Source organism: Gordonia sp. PS3, assembly GCF_041950545.1.
In the GTDB taxonomy this organism is placed as follows: Bacteria; Actinomycetota; Actinomycetes; order Mycobacteriales; family Mycobacteriaceae; genus Gordonia; species Gordonia sihwensis.
The window spans coordinates 352,154-375,350 of sequence record NZ_CP169524.1 but is presented as its reverse complement, the minus strand read 5'-3'; the positions used below and the strand labels follow the sequence as shown (position 1 = coordinate 375,350).

17 protein-coding genes, 1 tRNA gene and 2 pseudogenes are annotated in these 23,197 nt (G+C 68.4%); 9 read left to right on the top strand and 11 right to left on the bottom strand.

Annotated features, from left to right (window positions below; genetic code table 11):
• Nucleotides 1-42: 42 nt before the first annotated feature.
• From ACE11G_RS01745 to fgd, 4 genes and pseudogenes are all read right to left on the bottom strand, one after another.
• A complete protein-coding gene (locus ACE11G_RS01745; protein WP_006897982.1) occupies nt 43-1,923 on the bottom strand; it encodes a YhgE/Pip domain-containing protein in 1,881 nt (626 codons plus the stop codon).
• 1 nt (nt 1,924) lies between these two features.
• Nucleotides 1,925-2,660: pseudogene (locus tag ACE11G_RS01740) on the bottom strand (ATP-binding cassette domain-containing protein).
• An 8-nt stretch (nt 2,661-2,668) separates the two neighbouring features.
• The gene (locus tag ACE11G_RS01735) at nt 2,669-3,946 is read right to left on the bottom strand and encodes an amidohydrolase family protein (protein WP_006897980.1); all 1,278 of its coding nucleotides are present in this window, start codon (nt 3,944-3,946) and stop codon (nt 2,669-2,671) included.
• Between the two features lie 216 nt (nt 3,947-4,162).
• On the bottom strand, nt 4,163-5,176 hold the full coding sequence (fgd, locus tag ACE11G_RS01730) for a glucose-6-phosphate dehydrogenase (coenzyme-F420) (RefSeq protein ID WP_006897979.1): 1,014 nt from the start codon (nt 5,174-5,176) through the stop codon (nt 4,163-4,165).
• 234 nt (nt 5,177-5,410) lie between these two features.
• On the opposite strand from fgd, the gene ACE11G_RS01725 reads away from it, so the two are divergent.
• Together ACE11G_RS01725 and ACE11G_RS01720 are read left to right on the top strand one after the other, a co-directional pair.
• Entirely contained in the window at nt 5,411-9,289 is a 3,879-nt protein-coding gene (locus tag ACE11G_RS01725) for a Pls/PosA family non-ribosomal peptide synthetase (protein ID WP_375003447.1), read from the top strand.
• A 75-nt stretch (nt 9,290-9,364) separates the two neighbouring features.
• Complete coding sequence (locus tag ACE11G_RS01720) at nt 9,365-10,723, top strand: M1 family metallopeptidase (protein WP_375003445.1); 1,359 nt, start codon at nt 9,365-9,367, stop codon at nt 10,721-10,723.
• A 73-nt stretch (nt 10,724-10,796) separates the two neighbouring features.
• On the opposite strand, the gene ACE11G_RS01715 is transcribed toward ACE11G_RS01720, so the two are convergent.
• Together ACE11G_RS01715 and rfbA are read right to left on the bottom strand one after the other, a co-directional pair.
• Entirely contained in the window at nt 10,797-11,405 is a 609-nt protein-coding gene (locus tag ACE11G_RS01715) for a dTDP-4-dehydrorhamnose 3,5-epimerase family protein (RefSeq protein WP_346076779.1), read from the bottom strand.
• Between the two features lie 2 nt (nt 11,406-11,407).
• The gene (gene rfbA / locus ACE11G_RS01710) at nt 11,408-12,283 is read right to left on the bottom strand and encodes a glucose-1-phosphate thymidylyltransferase RfbA (RefSeq protein ID WP_375003443.1); all 876 of its coding nucleotides are present in this window, start codon (nt 12,281-12,283) and stop codon (nt 11,408-11,410) included.
• 80 nt (nt 12,284-12,363) lie between these two features.
• On the opposite strand from rfbA, the gene rfbB reads away from it, so the two are divergent.
• Together rfbB and galE are read left to right on the top strand one after the other, a co-directional pair.
• Complete coding sequence (rfbB, locus tag ACE11G_RS01705; protein WP_006897974.1) at nt 12,364-13,368, top strand: dTDP-glucose 4,6-dehydratase; 1,005 nt, start codon at nt 12,364-12,366, stop codon at nt 13,366-13,368.
• Nucleotides 13,369-13,385: 17 nt separating this feature from the next.
• A complete protein-coding gene (galE, locus tag ACE11G_RS01700; RefSeq protein WP_045539640.1) occupies nt 13,386-14,405 on the top strand; it encodes a UDP-glucose 4-epimerase GalE in 1,020 nt (339 codons plus the stop codon).
• On the opposite strand, the gene ACE11G_RS01695 is transcribed toward galE, so the two are convergent.
• Genes ACE11G_RS01695 through ACE11G_RS01685 form a run of 3 tightly spaced genes read right to left on the bottom strand, consistent with a single transcriptional unit; the run spans nt 14,390 to nt 17,187 of the window.
• Complete coding sequence (locus tag ACE11G_RS01695) at nt 14,390-15,244, bottom strand: hypothetical protein (RefSeq protein WP_006897972.1); 855 nt, start codon at nt 15,242-15,244, stop codon at nt 14,390-14,392. The two genes, galE and ACE11G_RS01695, sit on opposite strands and share 16 nt — an antisense overlap.
• 48 nt (nt 15,245-15,292) lie before the next feature.
• Nucleotides 15,293-16,552 (bottom strand): MFS transporter, encoded by a 1,260-nt coding sequence (locus ACE11G_RS01690; RefSeq protein WP_375003440.1) that lies wholly within the window; start codon nt 16,550-16,552, stop codon nt 15,293-15,295.
• Nucleotides 16,549-17,187 carry a GntR family transcriptional regulator gene (locus ACE11G_RS01685; RefSeq protein WP_006897970.1) on the bottom strand — a complete coding sequence of 213 codons (639 nt, stop codon included), beginning with the start codon at nt 17,185-17,187 and terminating at the stop codon, nt 16,549-16,551. Before ACE11G_RS01685 ends, ACE11G_RS01690 begins: the two co-directional genes overlap by 4 nt.
• Before the next feature lie 393 nt (nt 17,188-17,580).
• On the opposite strand from ACE11G_RS01685, the gene ACE11G_RS01680 reads away from it, so the two are divergent.
• The 3 genes from ACE11G_RS01680 to ACE11G_RS01670 all read left to right on the top strand — a co-directional run bounded on the left by ACE11G_RS01680 (nt 17,581) and on the right by ACE11G_RS01670 (nt 19,779).
• Complete coding sequence (locus ACE11G_RS01680; protein WP_231875672.1) at nt 17,581-18,738, top strand: NADP-dependent malic enzyme; 1,158 nt, start codon at nt 17,581-17,583, stop codon at nt 18,736-18,738.
• 47 nt (nt 18,739-18,785) lie between these two features.
• Complete coding sequence (locus ACE11G_RS01675; protein ID WP_375003438.1) at nt 18,786-19,643, top strand: arylamine N-acetyltransferase; 858 nt, start codon at nt 18,786-18,788, stop codon at nt 19,641-19,643.
• A 63-nt stretch (nt 19,644-19,706) separates the two neighbouring features.
• Nucleotides 19,707-19,779 (top strand) — tRNA-Thr (locus tag ACE11G_RS01670).
• Nucleotides 19,780-19,822: 43 nt separating this feature from the next.
• Here ACE11G_RS01670 and ACE11G_RS01665 read toward each other — a convergent pair.
• Nucleotides 19,823-21,022, bottom strand: coding sequence for an IS481 family transposase (locus ACE11G_RS01665; RefSeq protein ID WP_278125250.1), 1,200 nt, complete (start codon nt 21,020-21,022; stop codon nt 19,823-19,825).
• Nucleotides 21,023-21,277: 255 nt separating this feature from the next.
• Nucleotides 21,278-21,429 (bottom strand): annotated as a pseudogene (locus ACE11G_RS01660) (IS481 family transposase); the annotation flags it as partial.
• A gap of 223 nt (nt 21,430-21,652) precedes the next feature.
• On the opposite strand from ACE11G_RS01660, the gene ACE11G_RS01655 reads away from it, so the two are divergent.
• Complete coding sequence (locus ACE11G_RS01655) at nt 21,653-22,246, top strand: hypothetical protein (protein WP_045538958.1); 594 nt, start codon at nt 21,653-21,655, stop codon at nt 22,244-22,246.
• A gap of 70 nt (nt 22,247-22,316) precedes the next feature.
• Nucleotides 22,317-23,108: a dioxygenase gene (locus tag ACE11G_RS01650; protein WP_006898120.1), complete on the top strand. Its 792-nt coding sequence runs from the start codon at nt 22,317-22,319 to the stop codon at nt 23,106-23,108.
• Nucleotides 23,109-23,197: the final 89 nt, after the last annotated feature.

Here is a 23,197-nt window from a genome sequence, read left to right as displayed (position 1 = left end):
TCCTTCAACAGCGGTGGGTACAGCGCGGGAACTCGGCGCCGGTCAGACCTCGACTGGCGGATACAAGCGGTCCATCGTGTATTGGCGGTTGCGGTGTGCCGCCCATGTGGACCCTGCCATGAACAGCGCGGTCAGGCCCGCCACCACGGCGATCGCGATCCACAGTCGATGGTCGATTCCGCCGAGCGTCAGCTGGCGCAGACCGTTGACCGTGTAGGTCATCGGGTCCACCCAGTGGATGTACTGGAACGGGAGGGTCGTCGTCGGCACCGGATAGATGCCGCCCGCGGACGTCAGCTGGATCATCAGGAACGCGAGCGTGACCACCCGCCCGACGGCCGGCCCGAACAGCGCGTTGAACATCTGGATCATCGCCAGGAACATCGCGACGATCAGCAGCATGAAGCCGAATGTGGCCACCGGATACGCCGGGCGCATCCCGATCGCGAAGACGACCACCGCGTACAGGATCGCCGCCTGGAGGAAACCGACGGCGAAGGTCGGCGCATAGGATGCGAGCACCACCCGCAGCGAGTCGAGTCCCTGCGCCACCGGCCGAGCTTGGATCGGGGTGAACAGCATCCAGGCGATGATGCAGCCGACGAACAGCGCGAGCGAGAAGAAGAACGGTGCGAAACCGGTACCGAAGGTCGCGGCCTCGTGCTCGGTGTTCTCGGTGAGCTTGACCGGCTGCCCGAGGGTGTCGGCCAGTTCCTTCTTCTGCGCGGCGGACCAGTGCGGTATCGCTTCGACGCCCTGGTTCAGGCCCGACGCCAGTTCCTTGGAGCCGGAGGACAGTTCGACGAGACCGGCGGTGAGCTGGTCGGCGCCGGAACTGAGTTCGGCCGATCCGGCGCGGACCTTCACGAGATCGTCGTGCATGACGCCCGGCTCGAGAAGAGTCATCGCCATGCGCACCGGACTCGACGGATCGGCGAGCTCGCGGCTGACCGCGGCGGTGTCGGTGCTCAACTGCGCCAGCTCAGCCGAGCTCGGCAGATCGGGTCGCTGCGGAGTCGCCAGCTGGCGGCGCACGCCCTCGAGCGCCTGACCTGCAGCGCGGACCGCGGGGTCGGGATGTCCCTTCAGTTGCGCGGTGACGCGGGCGAGAGCCTGCGAGGCGTCGCTCTCCGCGGTGGCCGCGCCGCCGCTGATCGTGCTCAGTCCGGCCGCCGTCCGACTCATCCGGTCGGCCGCCGCGCTCAACTCGGCCGCGCTCATTCCGCGGCCCGGCGATTCCGAGAGCGCCATCAGCGGATCGGTCGCCTCGACGATCGCGTCGTTGAGTTCGTTCAACGCCGACGACAGCTTCGCCGAGCCGTCGTGCGCGGTGACCAGTCCGGCGCTCAGCTCGTTGGCCCCGTCGGCCGCCTGGGTCAGCTTCCCGACCATCGACCCCGCGTCGTTCAGAACGATCTCGAAGGTCTGGGAACCGACCTGCGCCGACACTTTGTTGACCACCTGCTGCGCGGCGTCCTGGCCCATGATGGTCGCGAGGTAGTTGTTCGCGTCGTTGTAGGTGAAGATCAGCTCGGCCGAGCCGGGCTCGCTCGACGTCGGCGAGGCCACCTTGGCGCTGAAGTCCTCGGGCAGGGTGATCGAGAAGTAGTACTTGCCGTCGGCGACACCCTGGGCGCCCTCCTCCTCGGACACCACGTGCAGGTCGAGCTGCTTCGAGTCGATGAGCCCCTGCACCACTTGGTCGCCGGCGTCGAGCTTGTTCCCCATCACTTCGGCGCCCTTGTCCAGGTTCACCAGAGCCACCGGGATCTTGTCGACGGCGTTGAACGGGTTCCAGAACGCCCACAGGTAGAGCGCACCGTAGAGCAGCGGCATCAGGATGATGACGGCCAGCGCGAGCCGTGGCATCCGCCCGCGGTAGTAACGCTTGAAATCGCTTCCCGGCGAAAAGGCGGCGAGCATGTCAGATGTTCCGATCTGCCGGCTCGAGCCGGACGAATTCGCGGTCCGTCAGATTGTCTGACTCGCTCCACTCGGACGAGTCCCCGGTGCGCCGGCGCGCCGTTCACGTCGGCCGTCACCACCGTCTGTTCGCGCCCGAGCGCGACGAGCCGGTCGAGCAACAGGTTCGAGTTCTCCACCCGCGTCAGGTTGTCGACCCCGCCCACCACGAGCAGCTCCGACCTCCCGATGTTCGCGACCGCGATCCGGAAGAGCGCCGCGGTCAGCTCGGGCAGTTCCTCGACGTACGACATCAGCGGCGGCAGTTGCAGATCGTCCCCGAACACCGGACGGCAGATCCGTTCCAGGTCGTCTTCACGCGCCTGTTTCACCCAGCGGTACCAGGGCGCGTGCCAGCGCAGCTGTTCGGTGAGCACGTCCCGGACGCGAATCGTCTGCTCGATGCCGTCGACCTCGTCGATGAACGCCATCGCGGAGTGATTGAACAGATGGTGGGCGTCGTCGGTGCGGCCGAAGGCCGTCAGCGTTCCCTTCGTCGGGCGCATCCGCCCGCACAGCGTCAGCAGCAACGCCGTCCGGCCGCGGCCGCCCGACCCCTGCAGAACGGTGACGCCGCCGCGTGGCACCGTCACTTCGACGGGACCGTAGATGTGTCCCCACGACGCGTCGACCCCCAGGTCGATGCCGTGCAGCAGCGGATCGGTGTCGAACGCCGCGGTCTCGTACTGGATCGTCACGTCCGTCCTCACACCGCGTTCTTGACGACGACGCCGTCTTTGACGATCAGGACGAACTTCTCGTCGGGCTGTGCGATCACCGAGAGGTCGGCGATCGGATCGCCGTCGATCAACAGCAGGTCGGCCCACGCGCCCTCGGCGATCACGCCGAGCCGGGCCGACGCGTACGGATTGCGCGGACCGGCCATCTCGAACAGGGCGGCGTTGCCGGAGGTGAGCATCTTCAGCGCCTCGACATTCGAGTAGTAGTCGCCCAGCCGCGCGGCCATCACGCTCTGCCGGGGCGCCGCTTCGGGCTCCAGCAGCAGATCGGTGCCGAAGGCCACCTGCACACCGTGCTTGCGCGCCCAGCCGTACACCGCTTCGGTGCCCGCGCAGATCTGTGTGTTCTTCGCTGCTCTCGCGGGGTCCGGATAGTGGTGATCGGCCTCGGCGAAGGGCTGCATCGACAGCCACAAACCCTTTTCCCCGATGAGCGCGACGGTCGCCTCATCCGCCAGGTGACCGTGCTCGATGGACCGCACACCGGCCTCGATCGCCCGGCGCACTCCGTCGACGGTGTAGACGTGGGTCGCCACATAGGTGCCGTAATCGGCGGCCGCGGCGACGGCGGCGCGGATCTCGTCCGGCGTGAACTGCAGGGTGTACAGCGGGTCGTACATCGACGCGGCGCCACCTCCGACGGTGAGCTTGATCTGGCTCGCGCCTTTGCGGAGTTGCTCGCGCACCGCGGCCAGCACCCGGTCGACGCCGTCGGCCACCCGCGTGAAGCCGATCTCATCGGTCCGCGAGGGGCCGCCGCCGAACTCCTGCGGAGTCTGATAGACGAACGCGAAGTCGGCGTGACCGGAGGTCTGCGAGATCATCGCCTGGCTGGGGAAGATCCGCGGGCCCTCGAAGTCGCCGCGGTCGATGGAGGTCTTGATCGGCGCCACGTCGCCGCCCATGTCGCGGACGGTGGTGAACCCTCGGTGCAGCATACGCCTCGCCTCGGCGAGGGTGTTCGTGTACAGGCTGCCGGTGGGCCCGGCCACGAAGTCCAGGTAGCCGTTCGCATTGCCCATCAGATGCACGTGCGCGTCGGACAGACCGGGCATCAGGAACTTGCCGCCCGCGTCGATCACCGTGGCGTCGGCCGACTGCGCATCGATCGGATCGGTGGACACCGCGGCGATCGTGCGTCCGTCGATCAGGACGTCGACTCCGTCCGCGGCTCGGTCGGCGAGACCGTCGAACACCCGTGCATTCTTGATAAGAGTTCTACGAGAATCCTTCGCATTGCCCATATTTCGGAACGCTATCCGAGAGCCTTGCCCCGCGGGAGGCAATGCACTTTCTCAAATCGGGCCTCCAACGAGAACCGTCGGCCCCGGAAAAATCCTCCTACCTGCAAACATTCATCGTCGCCACAGGTCCGACCAAGCGGGAGTATCGGACCAGTGGCACGAAACGGGACACAGACGGCACGGTTCGGCGTCTGTGCCCCGGAACGCCTCGGCCGGTCAGGCCAGCGCGCGCAGCTTCGGCACCACGTCGGCGGTGAACGACTCGAGGAACCGGCGCTGGTCGTGCCCGGGGTTGTGGAAGACCAGATGGTTGAGCCCGGCGTCGAGATAGGGCTTGATCTGCGCGATCGCGTCGTCCGGATCCGACGCGACGATCCACCGCTTGGCGACCTGTTCGATCGGGAGTTCGCCGGCGAGCCGCTCCATCTCCACCGAGCTGTTCACGCTGTGCTTCTGCTCCGGGGTCAGTGACAGCGGCGCCCAGAAGCGGGTGTTCTCGAGGGCCGTCTCCGGGTCGCGGTCGTAGGAGATCTTGATCTCGATCATCCGGTCGATGTCGGTGAACTCCCGCTCGGCCTTGGCGGCGCCCTCCTTCACCGCCGGGATGAGCTTCTCGGTGTACAGCTCCATACCCTTGCCGGAGGTGCAGATGAAACCGTCGCCGGCCCGTCCGGCGTACCGGGCCACCACCGGACCGCCCGCCGCGATGTACACCGGCACCGGCTCGGCGGGGATGTCGTACATGTAGGCGCCCTGGGTGCGGTAGTAATCGCCGTCGAAGTCGACCTTCTCGCCGGTCCACAGCTCGCGCATCAGGCGGACCGACTCCCTCAGGCGCGCGAAGCGCTCCTTGAACTCCGGCCAGTCGCCCTGGAACCCGGTGGCGTACTCGTTCAGCGCCTCACCGGTGCCGACGCCGAGCATCACCCGGCCGGGGTACAGGCACGCCATCGTCGCGAACGCCTGGGCGATCACAGCGGGGTTGTAGCGGAAGGTCGGGGTGAGCACCGAGGTGCCCATCTGCAGTCGCTGCGTCCGTTCGCCGACCGCGGCCATCCACGCGAGGGAGAACGGGGCGTGTCCGCCGTTGTGCCGCCACGGCTGGAAGTGGTCGCTGACCGTCACCGAGTCCAGACCGAACTCCTCCGCCATCACGCCGACCTCGACCAGTTCGCGCGGGTCGAACTGCTCCGCCGACGCCTTCAGTCCGAGTTTGAGCGGTGCCGCCATGTTTCATCTCCTGAGCGCTGGTGATACAAGCATCGATACGTGCCGGTGATCGAGCGTCGCCGGCCCGACGTGATCCAGCTTACGGTCCGCTCCGGTGAGCTCGTCGAGCAGGCGAAACCGGCTCGGACCCGCAGTGTGCCGCCCAGCGCGACCGTTCGCCCTGTTGCACAATTACCTCGACGTGCCGTGGTGGCCCGTTGCTCGTTCGCGTCGCCTCCCGGAGGTCCATCACCCGTGCCGATCCCGCCCGAGTACCTGCTCTCGTCCCAGGCACCGGCTCCGCGCACCCTGTGCGAGATCCTCGCCGCCACCGCCGAGCGGTACCCGGACGCGCCGGCCGTCGACGACGGCGACCGCATGGTCTCGTACTCCGAACTCGCCGTCCTGGTGCGTCGAGTGGCCCGCAGGCTCGCGTCGATCGGCATCGGACGCGGGCACCGGGTGGGTATCCGGATGCCCTCGGGCGATCGCCATCTGTACATCGCGATTCTCGCGACCCTGTACGCGGGCGCGGCCTACGTGCCGGTGGACGCCGACGACCCCGACGAACGCGCGCGACTGGTCTTCGGCGAGGCCGACGTCGACGCGATCATCGACGCCGACGGCGTCCATCGGCGCACCGACCGCGAGACCCGCACCGATCACGACCCCGCACTCCTGTCGTCCCCGGCGACCACCGCCGACGACGCGTGGATCATCTTCACCTCCGGCTCCACCGGGAAGCCGAAGGGCGTGGCGGTGACCCACCGCAACGCCGCCGCGTTCGTCGACGCGGAGGCCCAGCTGTTCCTGCAGGACGAACCGCTCGGACCCGGCGACCGCGTGCTCGCCGGCCTCTCGGTCGCCTTCGACGCGTCCTGCGAGGAGATGTGGCTGGCGTGGCGCAACGGCGCCTGCCTCGTACCCGCGCCGCGGGCGCTCGTCCGTTCCGGAATGGACCTCGGTCCGTGGCTGGTGAAGCGCGACATCAACGTCGTCTCGACCGTCCCCACCCTGGCGGCGATGTGGCCGGCCGAGGCCCTCGAAGCCGTCCGTCTGCTGATCTTCGGGGGTGAGGCGTGCCCTCCCGAACTGGCCGACCGTCTCGCGACGGACGACCGGGAACTGTGGAACACCTACGGGCCCACCGAGGCCACCGTGGTGGCCTGCGCCGCGCAGATGCACCGGGGACGGCCGGTGCGGATCGGTCTGCCGCTGCGCGGCTGGGACCTCGCGGTGGTGGGAGCCGACCAACAGCCGGTGGAGCCGGGGCAGACTGGCGAACTCGTGATCGGCGGCGTGGGGCTGGCCCGCTACCTCGACCCGGTCAAGGACGCGGAGAAGTATTCGCCGATGCCCTCGCTCGGCTGGGATCGCGCCTATCGCAGCGGCGACCTGGTGCGGATGTGCGACGACGGTCTCGACTTCGTCGGCCGGGCGGACGATCAGGTCAAGATCGGCGGTCGGCGCATCGAACTCGGCGAAGTCGACAACGCGCTCCAGAATCTCCCCGGGGTCAGCGGTGCGGCGGCCGCCGTCCGCAAGACAGCCACCGGGAACGCCCTGCTGGTGGGCTATCTCGCGTCGGCCGACCCGAGTTTCGACGTCGCGGCCGCGCAAGCGCTGCTGCGCGAGGACCTGCCCGCCGCGCTGGTGCCCCGGCTGGTCCTCATGGACGAGCTGCCCACCCGCACCTCGGGCAAGGTCGACCGCGACGCGCTGCCCTGGCCGGTGCCGGGCACGGACTCCTCGGACGGGGGCGGCGATCTCACACCCACCGAGGCGTGGCTCGCCGAACAGTGGACGGCGGTGCTGGGCGTCGGTGTCGCCTCGGCCGAAGCCGACTTCTTCGCCGAGGGCGGCGGATCGCTCTCCGCGGCTCAACTGGTGACGGCACTGCGCGCCCGTTACCCCGAGATCACCGTCGCCGACCTCTACGACCACCCCCGGCTCGGCTCGCTGGCCGAGCTCCTCGACTCCCTGGCACCCGGGGCCACCGTCGCACCGCGGTCGGTGACGCCGGTGCCGCGGTCCACCGGATTCGCGCAGGCGGCCGCATCCATCCCACTCGCCACGCTCACCGGCATCCAGTGGATCACCTGGCTGGGCGTCGCGAACAACGTCGGTCGCGCCGCCGCCGACGCCCTCGGCTACTCCGCGCCGTGGCTGGCGTCGGTGAACTGGTGGCTGCTGATCGTCGCGTTCCTGGTGTTCGTGACCCCCTTCGGCCGGTTGGTGATCGCCGCCGCCGGAGCTCGCGCCCTGCTCGCGGGGGTCGGTCCCGGCACGTATCCGCGCGGCGGATCCGTCCACGTGCGCCTGTGGGCCGCCGAACGCTTGATGCAGGCCAGCGGCGCCCACAATCTCTCGGGAGCCCCGTGGCTCCCGACGCTGGCACGGGCGCTCGGTGCGAGCATCGGCCGCGGCGTCGACCTGCACTCGCTGCCGCCGGTCACCGGGCTGCTGGAGATCGGCGACGGCGCCGCCGTGGAGCCGGAGGTCGACCTCGCGGGCTGGTGGATCGACGGAGACGAGCTCGTGATCGGCGAGATCGCGATCAAGCCCGGCGCCACCGTCGGATCGCGCTCGACGCTGTTCCCGGGCGCCACCGTGGGACGCGACGCGATCGTCGACCCGGGATCGGCGGTGCGCGGGAAGGTGAAGTCGCGACAGCGGTGGGCGGGCTCGCCGGCCGCCAAAGTCGGCAAAGCGAAAGCCGACTGGCCCGAGCACCGGCCCCCGCGGCGTCGCCGGTGGGTGCCGGTATATGCGTGCAGCGCCTTCCTCATCTCCGGGATACCGCTGGTGTCGCTGGCCGTCGGGCTCACCGTGATCGGCTCCTGGGCGCTGCCCGCGGACTCGATGGGCGCCGCCGCGGCACGCGGCCTGGCGATGGCGCCGGTCGCCGCCGTGGCCGCGATGGCCGCGTTCGCGCTGCTCATCCTGGTGGCGGTGCGGCTGCTGTCGATCGGAATGCGCGCCGGGGTGTACCCCGTCCGGTCGCGCATCGGGTGGCAGGTGTGGGCCACCGAACGGCTCATGGACTCGGCGCGAACCTACCTGTTCCCGCTGTACGCGAGCCTGCTCACCCCCTGGTGGTTCCGCGCCCTGGGCGCCCGGATCGGCCGGGGGACGGAGATCTCCACCGCGCTGGTGATCCCGAAGTTCACCAGTGTCGGCGACGACTCGTTCCTCGCCGACGACACGCTGATGGCGTCGTACGAACTCGGGGGCGGCTGGATGCGCGTCGGCGAGGCCAAGGTCGGCAAGCGAGCCTTCCTCGGCAACTCCGGCATGGTGGCGCCCTCGCGCAAGCTGCCGAAGAATTCGCTGGTGGCGGTGCTGTCGTCCGCGCCGACGAAGTCCAAGAGCGGGTCGAGTTGGCTCGGCAGCCCGCCGGTGCGGTTGCGGCGGACGGCGTCGGAGTCCGACACGTCACGGACCTTCGCCCCGCCCACCCGGCTCCGCGTGGCGCGCGGGGTGGTCGAGACTCTGCGGATCATCGCGGTGATGGTCTCGTTCGGTATCGGGGTCGGGGTGCTGTTCGCGCTGCAGTCGCTGGCCGTGACGACGAACGTGCTGGTGGCCGCCGCATGCAGCGGGCTGATCCTGCTGGCGGCGGGAGCGGTCGCGGGCGTGATCGCGGCGATCGCCAAATGGACGGTCGTGGGGCGCATTCGCGCATCGGAGCATCCGCTGTGGAGTTCGTTCGTCTGGCGCAACGAACTCTCCGACGCCTTCGTCGAGACGGTCGCCGCCCCCTGGTTCGCCAACGCCGCGGCCGGCACCCCGGTGCTCAACCTGTGGCTGCGGGCGCTGGGCGCGCGCATCGGCCGCGGCGTGTGGTGCGAGTCGTACTGGCTGCCCGAAGCCGACCTGGTGACGCTCGGCGACGGCGCGACAGTCCAGCGCGGCTGCGTGGTGCAGACGCATCTGTTCCACGACCGCGTGATGGCGATCGACTCGGTGACCCTCGCGGCGGGTGCCACACTCGGCCCGCACTGCGTGGCGCTGCCGGCCTCCGGCATCGAGACGTCGGCGACGGTCGGGCCCGCGTCGCTCGTGATGCGCGGCGACGTGGTTCCGGCGCACACGCGCTGGCAGGGCAATCCGATCACGCCGTGGCCGCGCTGACCGTCGTCACGCGGCGTCGCAGGTTCAGCGGTAGGCTCGAACTGCCGCGCCAATCGACCAACGGGAAGGCTGTCTGTGCCAGGCAAGATCGAGAAGTCCGCGTGGCACACCCCCAAACTCAGTGCGGCTTCCCATGAGTTGGATCCGTACCTTCCCCGCAACGGCAACCTCGGGTACCGCGTCTCCCGCTACGATCTGCACCTCGAGTACCGGGTCAGCAGCAACAGGCTGTCCGGGACCGCGGTCATCACCGCGTCGTCGTACCAGCAGCTGAGCCGTTTCAGCCTCGACCTCGCGACGGGCATGCGCGTGGACCGCGTGACGGTCAACGACCGGCGCGCACGCTTCTCCCACCGGCTCGGCAAGCTGTCGATCACGCCGCCGGCGCCGGTGCCGCCGGGCGGTGCGCTGACGGTGGAGGTGCGCTACCGCGGCAGTCCCCGGCCGATACGGGGTCCCTTCGGCGACGTCGGATGGGAGGAACTCGACAACGGCTCGCTGTGCGCCAATCAGCCGAACGGCGCGCCGTCGTGGTTCCCCTGCGACGACCATCCCGAGGCCAAGGCGCCGTTCCGCATCGAGATCACCACCGACAGCCCGTACTTTGCACTCGCGAACGGCCGGCTCGCGTCCAAACGCCGCCGCGCCGCGCAGACCACCTGGGTGTACGAACAGGTGGAGCCGATGGCGACCTACCTGGCCGCTATTCAGATCGGACAGTACGAACACCGGACGATGGCGGAGGAACCGGTGCCGGTGCATGCGCTGGTCCCGCCCACGCTCCGCGCTCGGTTCGACGTGAGCTTCGCCAGGCAGCCGCAGATGATGCGCGCCTTCATCGAGATGTTCGGCCCGTATCCGTTCCGCGAATACACTGCCGTCGTCACCGAGGACGACCTCGACATCCCCCTCGAATCTCAGGGCCTCTCCACCTTCGGCGCCAACCACTGCGACGGCACTCGGGAACACGAGCGCCTCGTCGCGCACGAGCTCGCGCATCAGTGGTTCGGCAACTCGGTGACGGTCGCGCGCTGGCGCGACATCTGGCTGCACGAGGGCTTCGCCTGCTACGCCGAGTGGCTGTGGAGCCAGCACTCCGGCGGCAGGTCGGCCGACGAGTGGGCGCGGCACTACTACGCCAAGCTCGCCGCCGCGCCGGTCCGCGTCCCGCTCGCCGACCCCGGCGCCGAGGAGATGTTCGAGGACTGGGTCTACAAGCGCGGCGCGATGACCTTGCACGCGCTGCGTCTGCGGATCGGCGACGGCGAGTTCTTCGCTCTCCTCCGCCGGTGGACGGAGAAGTACGCCTACGGCTGCGTGACCACCGAGGACTTCATCGCGCTCGCCTCCACTTTCTCCACATCGTCGCTGAACGACATCTGGCAGGACTGGCTCTTCACCCCCGCGCTCCCGCCATTCCCGTCCCTGGGCTGACCTCCGCCGAAAATTTTGGCTCCCGGAACGGTCTCTCAGACCCTTCCGGGAGCCAAAATTTCCTGACTCGAGCTCAGTCCGTCAGGAACTCGCGCACGTCATCGAGACTCGGCAGCAATCCCGACTCCCGAGCCTGCGACAGGCCCGGCGCGGCGGAGTCCTTCTTCGACAGCACGTACTCCAGCGGAGAGCCGTCGCGCGCGATCTTCGGCCATTCGATGCCGAGTTCGGGGTCCATCGGGTCGATGCCGTGCTCGCTGCCCGGCCGATATCCGGTGGAGCACAGATACGTGACGACCGATCCGTCCTGCAGGGAGCAGAAGGCGTGGCCCAATCCCTCCGACAGGTAGACGGCGCGGCGGTCGTTGTCGTCGAGCAGCACCGCGTCCCAGCGGCCGAAGGTCGGCGAGCCGACGCGGATGTCGACGACCACGTCGAGCACCGCCCCCGCAGAGCAGGTCACGTACTTGGCCTGACTCGGCGGCACATCGGAGAAGTGGATGCCCCGGACCACGCCCGCCGCCGACACCGAGGTGTTGACCTGGGCGAGCTGGAACGGTCGGCCGATGGTCTCGGCGACCACGTCGGCTTTGAAGGCTTCCAGGAACACTCCGCGATCGTCGCCGTGAAGCACGGGGGTGAAGGCCCACGCGCCGTCGATGCTCAGCGGTCGTACATCCACGCTCACAACTCCCGTCCGCGCTCGAGCAGGTCGAGCAGATAACTTCCGTAACCGGATTTCACAAGGGGTACGGCGGTCGCGCGGAGCCGCTCTTCGTCGAGGTATCCCAGCCGCCAAGCGATCTCTTCGGGCACCGCGATCTTGAGCCCCTGCCGCTGCTCCACCGTCCGGACGAAGTTCCCCGCGTCGAGCAGACCGTCGAAGGTGCCGGTGTCGAGCCAGGCCGTGCCGCGCGGCAGCACCGTGACCCGGAGCTTTCCGCGCCGCAGGTACTCCGCGTTGACGTCGGTGATCTCGTATTCGCCGCGCGCGGAGGGCCGTAGGCCGGCGGCGATGTCGACCACGTCGTTGTCGTAGAAGTACAGCCCCGGCACCGCGTAGCGCGACTTCGGCCTCGCGGGCTTCTCCTCCAACGACACCGCGTTCCCCGCCGAGTCGAACTCGACGACACCGTACGCGCTGGGATCGGCGACCCGGTAGGCGAAGATCGCACCGCCCTCGAGCCCATCGAACCCCTTGAGCTGCGAACCCAGCCCCGGACCGTAGAAGATGTTGTCGCCGAGGACCAGCGCGACGGAATCGTCGCCGATGTGATCGGCACCGAGCAGGAAGGCCTGCGCGAGGCCCTCCGGTTCGGGCTGAACGGTGTAGCTGATCGAGACGCCGAACCGCTCGCCGTCGCCGAGGAGATGTTCGAAGGCGGCGCGGTCGCCGGGCGTGGTGATGACCAGGATGTCCCGGATCCCGGCGAGCATCAGCGTCGAGAGCGGGTAGTAGATCATCGGCTTGTCGTACACCGGGACCAGCTGTTTGCTCACACCCAGCGTGATCGGGTGAAGCCTGCTCCCGGTGCCGCCGGCGAGGATGATTCCGCGCATGCGATCAGCCTATCGGTACAGTTGGCCGCGACAGATTTCGAAGCCACGGGGCAGCGATGCCCGGATCCGGGGGAACCCGTATGCGAGTGCTGGTGACCGGCGGAGCCGGTTTCATCGGAGCCAACTTCGTGCTGCGGACACTGGCCACCCGGCCCGACGCCCAGCTGACCGTTCTCGACAAGTTCACCTACGCCGCGAACCCGTCGACGCTGCAACCGGTGGCCGACCGGATCCGCGTGGTCCGCGGCGACATCGCCGACGCCGCGACCGTCGATCCGCTCGTCGCCGAATCGGATCTCGTGGTGAACTTCGCGGCCGAATCGCACAACGACAATTCGCTCGCCGACCCGTCGGCATTCGTCCAGACCAACCTCGTCGGCACGTACACGCTGCTCGAAGCAGTCCGTAGGCATGACGTGCGCCTCCACCACATCAGCACCGACGAGGTCTACGGCGACCTCGATCTCGACGATCCGACGCGTTTCACCGAGGAGACGGCCTACAACCCGTCGAGCCCGTACAGCTCCACGAAGGCCGGCAGCGACATGCTGGTCCGCGCGTGGGTCCGGTCGTTCGGCATCGCCGCCACCATCTCGAACTGCTCGAACAACTACGGGCCGTATCAGCACATCGAGAAGTTCATTCCGCGCCAGATCACGAACGTGCTGACCGGGGTGCGGCCCAAGCTCTACGGCGACGGGCGCAACGTCCGCGACTGGATCCACGTCGACGACCACAACGACGCCGTCTGGGCCGTCGTCGACCGCGGTCGGATCGGTGAGACCTATCTGATCGGCGCCGACGGCGAGGTCGACAACCGCACGGTGGTCGAGGCGATTCTGACCGCGCTCGGACAGCCCGCCGACGCCTTCGACTTCGTCACCGACCGCGCCGGCCACGACCGCCGGTACGCGATCGACTCCCACCGCCTCCGCACCGAACTCGGGTGGCGGCCGGCGTACACCGATTTCGCCTCCGGCCTCGCCGCGACGATCGCGTGGTACCGCGAGAACCGCGACTGGTGGGCGCCGCACAAGGAGGGCGTGGAAGCCGCCTACGCCCGGACTCAGCAGATCCTCGATTGATCGGAGACCCGACACTCATGCGCGTACTCGTCACCGGCGGCGCCGGCTACATCGGTTCGCACACCGTCCTGCAACTACTGGCGGCGGGGCACGACGTCCTGATCGCCGATGATTTCAGCAACGCCAAGCCCGCGGTGATCGACCGGCTCGAGGAACTGAGCGGACAGTCGATCAAGGTGCACCGCGTGGACCTGACCGACGAGGCGGCCACCGCCGCGATCTTCGCCGCCGAGGACATCGACGCCGTCATCCATTTCGCGGGATTCAAGGCGGTCGGGGAATCGGTCTCCGAGCCGCTGAAGTACTACCGGAACAACCTCGACACCGCGTTCAGCGTGCTCCGCGCGATGGACGCCCGCAGCGTGCGGAAGTTCGTCTTCTCCTCCTCCGCCACGGTGTACGGCGAGAACCCGGTGCTCCAGCGCACCGAGGACATGCCGACGTCGGCGAACAATCCGTACGGCTGGACCAAGGTGATGATCGAGCAGGTGCTGCGCGATCTCGCCGTCGCCGACGACTCCTGGCGGATCGCCCTGTTGCGCTACTTCAATCCGGTCGGCGCGCACGCCAGCGGCCGCATCGGTGAGGACCCGAACGGGCTGCCGAACAATCTGATGCCCTTCGTCGCACAGGTGGCTGTCGGACGCAGGGAGAAGCTGTCGGTGTTCGGCGACGACTACGACACCGTCGACGGCACCGGCGTCCGCGACTACATCCACGTCGAGGACCTGGCCGCCGGCCACATCGCCGCACTCGACCGGCTTGGTGAGACCGCCGACGCGCTGTCGGTGTGGAACCTGGGCAGCGGTGAGCCGGTGTCGGTGCTGCAGTTGGTCGCGGCCTTCGAGCGCGCCAGCGGCCGGACGATTCCGTACGAGGTGGTCGCACGCCGGCCGGGCGATCTGGCGGCGAACTGGGCCGATCCGTCGAAAGCGAATCGGGAACTCGGCTGGCACGCCGGCCGCGGCATCGACGACATGTGCGCCGACGTCTGGCGCTGGCAGTCGCAGAATCCGAACGGTTATCCGGACGCGTAGTCGGAGCGCAGCTCCACCGGTTCCTCGACCAAGGCGTCGTCCGCGTCGTTCGGCGTGCGGATCACCTGTGCCAGAACTGTCGCGACGACGACGATCGCGGTGAACACGAACAGCCAGCCGATGGCCGCGAAGACCATGCCCAGCGATCCGAACGAGGCGCGCGCGGAGTGGAAGACCTGCGCGTAGCCGATCTGCGTGATCGCCATGAAGACCGTCAGTCCGGCGCCGGCCAGGGCGCCGATGCTCCACAGGTCGGGTGCGGCCAGCTGTCGCACCGTCAGAATCCGCGGGACCGCGGTCCACGCCAGCATCCAGATGACGAAGGTCCAGATCAGCGCGAACACCATGCGTCCGCCGTCCTCGTTGTAGTCGAGGACGACGACCGCCTGCGCCGTGGTCGCGAGGGCGAGTACCGCGACCACGGTGAGCCACCGCCACCAGCCGCGCAGCCCGGTGGACCGCACACCCCAGACGCCGACGTACATGCGGTCGAGGGCGCGGGCGAGCGAAGTCGCGGACACGATGGTCATGAAGGCGCCCGCGATGCCGAACGACGCGTACGACCCCGGCGAATCCGGGTGTCCCAGGACGAGTCCGTCGAGGCTGAACATCATGATCGTTCGGTCCAGGACGCCGTCTCCGGGAATCGTGGTCAGCAGCAACAGCACCGGGAGGATGGAGGTGAACGCCTGCGCCGCGAGGGTCATCGCACGGTCGCTGACATTGCTGACCGCTATCGCGCGGACCATCCGGTACCCGAGGACGAGGTGATCTGCGGCGCTCTCCGGCAGACGCGCGAGCACCGCGTTCAGCGGTCCGGTGATCTTGGTCGGAACCATGCGCGAAATCATGTCACCCCTCTCCCGGGGGCGGGTACGGGAGCCGGCTCAGACGCGTTCGAGGTCCACGGTCTGCTCGGCCGGCTCCACGGTCTGCGGACCGGCCGCTCGCGTGCGGTTCGCGAGGGAGACCACCGCGGCCCCGAGTGCGGTCATCGCGATTCCCGCTCCGAACATCTCGGGGTAGCTGATCGACGGGAAACGCTCGACGACCCAAGCCATCACAGCCGGCGAGGCGAATCCCAGATAGGTCAGGGTGTAGAAGACGGCGGTGAGCCCGGCGAGATCGTCGGGTCCGGCGAGACGCTGGACCTCCATGAGGCACGAGATGAGCGCCATGCCGTAGCCGCAGCCCAGGACGATGGCGGTCACCACCGCCAGCGCGATCGACGGGTGCAGCACGACGACGATCGCCAGCGCCATCCCCACCGCCACCAGACCCAGTGCCACGAGCAGGGTGCGCACCGACCCCGGGCGGTCGATCCGCTTGCCGAGGGTCTGGATGAAGAAGCCCGCCGTGAGTCCCGCGACGCAGCAGAGACCGGCGAACGCGATCGCGGTGCCGGGCGTGTGTTCGGTCATCATCGCGGGAATCACCGCATAAGCCATCGCGCAGGCGCCGAAGACCCACGGCGCCACCGGCGCCACGAGCAGCCAGAACCGCGGCTTCATCGCCGAGGGAATGCGCATCGCGTCCCGCAGCCGACCGTCCGAGGCACGCGGCCGGGTCTCCGGCGTCCGCAGGATCAGACCGAGCGAGGCCACCGCGAGTGCGACGTTGACCAGGTACGACAATTGTCCCGGCAGCGGAGCCCACTGCGCGAGCACGGCCGCCAGGCCCGCACCGACCCCGAAGCCCGCGGTCAGGCTCAACGCGGCGCGTCGGGCACCGGCCGACGGCGGATCGCCCGCCCGGTCCGACAGTTCCTTGATCCACGTTCCGCCGACCGCCATCGCCAGACCCAGCGCCACACCGCTCAGGACGCGGCCGGCGGCCAACAGCGGAACCGAGTGCTCGCCGAGCGCCAGGAGGATGGACCCGGCCGCCGCGATCACCGGCGACGGCAGCATCAGCGCGCGGCGGCCGAGCCGATCCGACAGTGGTCCGCCGACCAGCAGTGCCGGGACGATGCCCAACACGTACAGGAACAGCAGGGCGTCCACCACCACCGCCGACATCTGCGATGCGGTCCGGTACATGACCAGCAGCGGTGTGAACTCATTGCCGCCCCATGCCGCGGTGAAGACCGCCAGCGAGACCGCGGGCCACCCGGCGACCGCGCCGCGTGCGTGTTCGGCCGCGCTCATGCCGCGCTTCCGTCCGTGCCGTGGACACCGGTGAGGTGTGCGGTCAGCAGCGACGCGAAACGGGCGGCGTCGGCCGCTCCGACCACCTGCGCGAGGTCGGCGTGATCGGCCACGATGCGTTCGGTGATTCCGGGATCGTGACGCAGTCGCTCGGCCGTCATCCGACGATGCCGTTCGCCCAGCGAGACGTAGAAGTCGGCCAACAGCCCGTTGCGCCCGGCGGCGACGATCAGCTGGTGGAACTCGGCGTCGAGCCGCGCGAACTCCGACGCGTCGGCCGGATCCACCAGCCGGTGCTGCGAGAGGTTGTCCTCCAGTCGGCCGACCAGTGCGGCGATGGCCACGGTGTCGCCCGACACTGACTCCATCGCGTGGGTCTCGAGCAGCACACGGGCGTCGAGGACGTCCCGGGCCTCGCCTTCGCCGATCGGGACGATGAGCGCGCCGCGCTTCGGGTACAGACGCATCCAGCCCTCGGCGGCCAGCCGTAGGAAGGCCTCGCGGACCGGTGTGCGACTCACCTCGAACCGAGTGGCGACCTCGCCCTCGCTGATCATCTCCCCGCCGGGAAGGTCGCAGGTCAGGATCAATTCCTTGACCTCGTCGTACACTCGGTCCGCAGATGAATACGTCATAGACACAAGTTGTATGTTAGCACTCGGCGGCCTCGACGGCCGCATCGGGGAGGCGACCCCGCAGGCGCGTGCACCGGTCGTGCGCGCCGATGGCACAATCTCATCCGTGCCGCGTCGGCTCCATCCTCTTCGACGCGGGCGTCACCGCCACCGTCGACGGCCGAGCGACCCTCCCCGCGATGTGACTTGCGCGACGACGCGACTGTTCGGCGCCACCGTGCCGCCGAGACGAATACGCTGCACACACTCCGCGGCGCCCTTCACCTCTGCGCGTGTCGGCAGCATCCGCGGAGCAGATCTGACAACGGACAACGGCGTCCGCATCGAGGAGAGACAGTGACCAGTACGGCAGACGAGACGATCGCTGCACCGAGCGAGCCGGAGACCACCGACATGCCCATCACCGACGACGAGATCTTCGACGCGCACCGCGGCGGCAAACTGTCCGTCGAACTGAGCGCCCCCATCGCCACCCAGCGCGATCTCTCGATCGCCTACACACCCGGCGTGGCGCAGGTATCGCGCGCGATCCACCGGGAACCCGAACTCGTCAACGACTACACCTGGACCGACCGGTTGGTGGCGGTGGTGTCGGACGGCACCGCCGTCCTGGGGCTGGGCGACATCGGCCCGCGCGCCTCGCTGCCGGTCATGGAGGGCAAGGCCGCCCTGTTCCGCACCTTCGCGGGCCTGAACTCTATCCCCCTGGTTCTCGACACCACCGACCCCGACGAGATCGTCCAGACGCTCGTCCGGCTGCGGCCCAGCTTCGGCGCGGTGAACCTCGAGGACATCTCCGCGCCGCGCTGCTTCGAGATCGAGCGCCGCGTCATCGAGGCGCTCGACTGCCCGGTGATGCACGACGACCAGCACGGCACGGCGATCGTCGTCCTCGCCGCCCTCAAGGGCGCGGTCCGGTTCCTGGGCCGTGAGCTCGCCGGACTCAAGGTGGTCGTCTCGGGCGCCGGCGCGGCCGGGGTGGCGTGCGCCAAGATCCTCAAGGCCGCGGGCGTGGATGACATCGTGGTGCTCGACTCCAAGGGCATCGTCGGCACCGACCGCACCGACATGGTCGAGTACAAGAACGAGGTCGCCGCATGGAGCAATCCGCGCGGGCTCACCGGCGGTGTCGCCGAAGCCCTCGACGGCGCCGACGTCTTCCTCGGCGTCTCCGCGGGGACCGTCGACGAGAAGCTCATCGCCTCGATGGCCGACGACGCGATCGTCTTCGCGATGTCGAATCCCGACCCGGAGATCCATCCGGACGTGGCCGCCAAGTATGCGGCGATCGTCGCGACCGGACGCAGCGACTTCCCGAATCAGATCAACAACGTCCTCGCCTTCCCCGGCGTCTTCGCCGGAGCGCTGGACGCCGGCGCCCGCCGTATCACCGAGGGCATGAAGATCGCCGCCGCCGAGGCGATCCTCTCGGTGGTAGGCGACGATCTGGCCGCTGACCGCATCGTGCCCAGCCCACTCGACGAGCGGGTGGCTCCCGCTGTGGCCGCGGCCGTCGCCGCCGCGGCCCGCGCCGAGGGCGTCGCCGGATAGCGAAATCCACTGGCCGAGGCCGTCGCCGCACCGGCAGACTGGGACGCATGTCCCTCTGGTGCAGCGACGGCCTCGACTTCACGGCGTATCTGGACAGGATCGGTGCGGCCGCACCGCCCGTACCGACGCTCGACGCGCTGCGCGAGCTCCATCGCGCCCACGTCACGTCCATCCCGTTCGAGAACCTCGAGATCATCGTCGGCCGACCGATTCCGCTCGACATCGCTGCCGTCCAGCGCAAGCTGGTCGAGCAAGCGCGCGGCGGTTACTGCTTCGAGCACGTCGCGCTGTTCGCCGCCGCACTCGAACGCCTCGGGTTTCGCTTCACAGCCCTGTCCGGGCGGGTGATTCTCGGCGGCGACCCCGAGACGCGGCCTGCGACGCATGCGCTCCTCGCCGTCGAGTTCGACGACGGCAGTCGATACCTGTGTGACGTCGGCTTCGGCCGCGGCCCCCTCGAGCCGATCCCGTTGGCGAACGGCGCGGAGGTGGAGCAGGACGGCTGGGGTTTCCGCCTCACCTCTTCACCGGTCGGCGACCTGTTCGGTACCGCACGCTGGGTCCTCGCCCAGCGGGCCGAAGAGTGGATCCCTCGCAACGCGTTCACGTTCGATCCGCAGTTCCCGATCGACTACGCGGTCGGCAATCACTTCGTCTCCACTTCACCCCGGTCACCGTTCGTCACCCGATCCTTCGTTCAGCGCTTCGACGAACGCACACACGAGACCCTCGACGGGGTCACCTGGACCACGGAGAAACCGGACGGCCTCTCACAGGTCCGCGACGTCGAACCCGCGGAGCTCCCGGTCCTGCTCGCGGACGTCTTCGGCGTGGTCCTGGACCCGGACGATTGTCGCGCGGTGATCGCAGCGGAGACCCGACGCATCGCGGAATCGGCCTCCTAGCACCCGTTTTGCCTGCGAGGCTGACGACTCGGTACCATCATGAGCGCTGTCGTCAGACGGCACGCCGCCTTAGCTCAGTCGGCAGAGCGATTCACTCGTAATGAATAGGTCGGGGGTTCGATTCCCCCAGGCGGCTCCGTGTGATGAGTCGCGACATCGTTTACACACGATGTCGCGACTCATTGCTTTTCCGGGGGTTCGCGGGTTGTCGGTGTGTTCTTGTCTGGCGGCTGGTAGTCGCGGGTGTCGTCGATGTGGTGGGTGGCGATGATTGTGCCGGTCTCTGCGTGGGTGGTGATGACGTCGTGGTCGTGGATCAGCATGAGTACTGGCTGGCCGATGTTGGCTCGGCCCATTCCGAGGTGTCGTAGGCGGCCGGCGTAGCGGAGGCTGACTTTGCCGTGGTTGTCGATCCGGTCGGTCCGGGTACGCCACTCTGGTTCAGTGGTGGTCTGCGGATGTGCCTTCGCCAGCGCGGTGTAGGCCTGGCAGGGTGTGCGGCGGCCTAGCGAACGGTGCGGACGGTCGGTGTTGTACCAGGTGCGGAAGTCGTTGAGATGTGCTTGTAGGTCCTCGATGGTGGTGGGTCGGGGGCGGGCGCGGAGCCACCGTTTGAGGGTTTGGTGGAAGCGTTCGATCTTGCCTTGTGTCTGCGGGTGTCCGGGTGAGCCGTTCTTCTGGGTGATGTGGTGGGCTTCGAGGAGTTTCTCGAAGCCGTTACGGCCGGCGTTGCGTGCGGTGAGTCGGGTGGTGAACACCATCCCGTTGTCGGTCAGGGTCGATGACGGTGCCCCGTACTGGTTGATCAGTGCGTTCATGACGGTGACGACATCTGTTCCGGTGTATGCGTTCTGCGTGCTGATGTGGAGCAGGAATCGAGAGTGATCATCGAGAAAGTCGAGGATCTCTACCCGGTCTCCGTGGGCGAGGTACCAGTGAGTGATGTCGGCTTGCCAGCATTCGTTGGGCAGGTCGGCTTCGAAGCGGATGTAGGAACTGCGGGGCCGTTTGCGGGGTTCTGGGGTGATCAGGCCCGCGGCGTGCAGGATGCGGCGGATCGTCGAGGCCGCAGGCACCTGCAGTCCTTCCCTGTGCAGGTGCCATCCGATGGTCTCTGGTCCGGCGTCTTTGCCTTCGGCGGTCAGTTGTCGGCGCAGTGCGATGATTCGGTCGGTGATCACTGCCGGGGTCGTTCCGGGGCGATGACGGGGAGCTCGTGAGCGCGGCACCAGACCTGCGGGTCCTTCGCGGTCGTATCGCTTGAGGAGTTCGTACACCCACTGCCGGGACACTCGGTAACGCGCGGCAGCCTGTGTCGGTGTGAGGTGTTGGTCGCGGACCGCGCGGACGATCACCAGTCGTTTGTCTTCGGTTGTCATGCCCGATCGTGGCATCGGCTCACCGTCGAGGTCACTGTCAACGATGTCGCGCTGCAGGTGTCAACGATGTCCGCGGCCAAAACGTCAACGATGTCGCGCCGCAGGTGTCAACGATGTGCGCGGAAAACCCCCGATGAGACGTGTCAACGATGTCGCAGTCTCACACACCCCAGGCGGCTCCGCTGTGATGAGTCGCGACATCGTTTACACACGATGTCGCGACTCATTGCTTTTCCGGGGGTTCGCGGGTTGTCGGTGCCACCCGATGGTCACTGGTCCGGCGTCTTCGCCTTCGGCGGTCAGTTGTCGGCGCAGTGCGATGATTCGGTCGGTGATCACTGCCGGGGTCGTTCCGGGGCGATGACGGGGAGCTCGTGAGCCCGGCGCGCCAGCCCTGCGGGTCCTTCGCGAGTCGTTTGTCTTCGGTTGTCATGCCCGATCGTGGCATCGGCTCACCGCGTCGAGGTCACTGCCACCGAGGTCGCAGTCTCACACGCCAGGCGGCTCCGCGAAACTCTCCGGCCATGTGCAGATCCGTGCCACGAACCGTCGTCGATGACGCCGAATCCGCCTTCGGTGGCTATATTTCAGGCGAACTCCCCGTTCCGGACCCGACAGGACGTGCCCCGAATGCTCCGAAATCTCCGAACTCTCGTACTAACCGCCGCGGTCGCGCTGACGGCCGTCGCCGGTGTGACCGTCGCGACTCCCGGCGAGGCCGCCGCCGCCGACCGCTACCAGGGTCCGACCCTGAAATCGGAGCAGGGCTCGTTCGATGGCAAGAACGTGCGGCTGACACTGACCAATCCGAACCCCGCCACCGGGTTGGGGAGCAGCTGTACCTCCCTGCTGCTAGACGGCACTCAGGCGCTGCAGGCTTTCGTCGCGTTCAACGCCGGCGACTACCTGACGATCATCAAGATCATGGCCACCTCCGGCTCCCGACTCGGCCCCGCCGCGAGCAACAACCTGATCAGTCCCGGACCCAACAGCAACTCCACGGACGTCAAGGTCGGCGACGGCGTCTACCTGTTCCTCGGAACGTGCGGCGGTTTGGGCACCCTGCTCGACCCGACTGATGTCGGCGTCACCGTGCGTCCGGTGATCGTCCCGAGCGGCATCGGCAGCATCGGCTCGGTCCTGGACTTCGGCAGCCTGGCGATGCAGTCCGGCGTCGGCAGCTCCGATTTCGCGAGCATCCTCAGCCTGCTCTCGGCCAGCTGACGCGGGCGGAATACCCGGCGGCTGGCCGACGTTCCATTCGCAGTCACACCGCAGATGAGATTGTGAAGCCATGAACGCTCCGACCGCCGACCGCATGCCCGCACTGTTCCTCAGCCACGGCGCTCCTCCCCTGGTGGACGACGAACGGTGGGTCGGCCAGTTGGAACGACTCGCCGCCGACCTTCCGCGACCGCGGCAGATCCTGGTGGTCTCCGCTCATTGGGAGGCCGCACCGCTGACCATCGGAGCCACGGACTCGAGAGTCCCCCTCACCTACGACTTCTGGGGATTCCCGGACCGCTACTACCGAACGACGTACCCATCGCCCGGCGCACCCGATCTCGCTGATCGGGTCGCCGGGCTGATGCCGTCGGGCGAGCAGGTGCATCGCGACGCCGAGCGGCGGCTCGACCACGGCGCATACGTGCCGCTCACGATCATGTACCCGGACGCCGACATCCCGGTGCTGCAGATGTCGATGCCGACCCTCGATCCCGCGCGCCTCATGCGTCTCGGCGAGCGGCTCACCGAACTGCGCGACGAGGGCGTGCTCATCATCGGATCCGGTTTCACCACTCACGGCTTGCCCTTCCTCGACGATCCGTCGCCCGGCGCGACGCCCCCGCAGTGGTCGGTCGACTTCGATGAATGGACACGCGAACGCTTCGCCGCCGGCGACGTCGACGGTCTCCTCGACTTCGCGCACCGCGCACCCGGTATGCCGTACGCGCACCCGCGAACCGAGCACTTCGCGCCGCTGTTCGTCACCCTCGGCGCCGCCACCCGGGCCGACGCCGTACCCGAGCAGCCGATCGACGGCTTCTGGATGGGACTGGCCAAGCGCAGCATCGTCACCGCGTGACCCGCGCCCTCTGCCTGCCGGTACCGGACGTTGAGCGGGCAGTCGCACAGGCTCGTTGAGCGAGCAGCCACCACCCAGGCTCGTTGAGC

Bases quoted from the DNA above. Each gene is read 5' to 3' on its own strand.
- ACE11G_RS01745 (WP_006897982.1), bottom strand. From the start codon at position 1,923: ATGCTCGCCGCCTTTTCGCCGGGAAGCGATTTCAAGCGTTACTACCGC.
- ACE11G_RS01735 (WP_006897980.1), bottom strand. From the start codon at position 3,946: ATGGGCAATGCGAAGGATTCTCGTAGAACTCTTATCAAGAATGCACGG.
- fgd (WP_006897979.1), bottom strand. From the start codon at position 5,176: ATGGCGGCACCGCTCAAACTCGGACTGAAGGCGTCGGCGGAGCAGTTC.
- rfbA (WP_375003443.1), bottom strand. From the start codon at position 12,283: ATGCGCGGAATCATCCTCGCCGGCGGCACCGGGAGCAGGCTTCACCCG.
- rfbB (WP_006897974.1), top strand. From the start codon at position 12,364: ATGCGAGTGCTGGTGACCGGCGGAGCCGGTTTCATCGGAGCCAACTTC.
- galE (WP_045539640.1), top strand. From the start codon at position 13,386: ATGCGCGTACTCGTCACCGGCGGCGCCGGCTACATCGGTTCGCACACC.
- ACE11G_RS01695 (WP_006897972.1), bottom strand. From the start codon at position 15,244: ATGGTTCCGACCAAGATCACCGGACCGCTGAACGCGGTGCTCGCGCGT.
- ACE11G_RS01690 (WP_375003440.1), bottom strand. From the start codon at position 16,552: ATGAGCGCGGCCGAACACGCACGCGGCGCGGTCGCCGGGTGGCCCGCG.
- ACE11G_RS01685 (WP_006897970.1), bottom strand. From the start codon at position 17,187: ATGACGTATTCATCTGCGGACCGAGTGTACGACGAGGTCAAGGAATTG.
- ACE11G_RS01680 (WP_231875672.1), top strand. From the start codon at position 17,581: ATGCCCATCACCGACGACGAGATCTTCGACGCGCACCGCGGCGGCAAA.
- ACE11G_RS01675 (WP_375003438.1), top strand. From the start codon at position 18,786: ATGTCCCTCTGGTGCAGCGACGGCCTCGACTTCACGGCGTATCTGGAC.
- ACE11G_RS01665 (WP_278125250.1), bottom strand. From the start codon at position 21,022: ATGACAACCGAAGACAAACGACTGGTGATCGTCCGCGCGGTCCGCGAC.
- ACE11G_RS01655 (WP_045538958.1), top strand. From the start codon at position 21,653: ATGCTCCGAAATCTCCGAACTCTCGTACTAACCGCCGCGGTCGCGCTG.
- ACE11G_RS01650 (WP_006898120.1), top strand. From the start codon at position 22,317: ATGAACGCTCCGACCGCCGACCGCATGCCCGCACTGTTCCTCAGCCAC.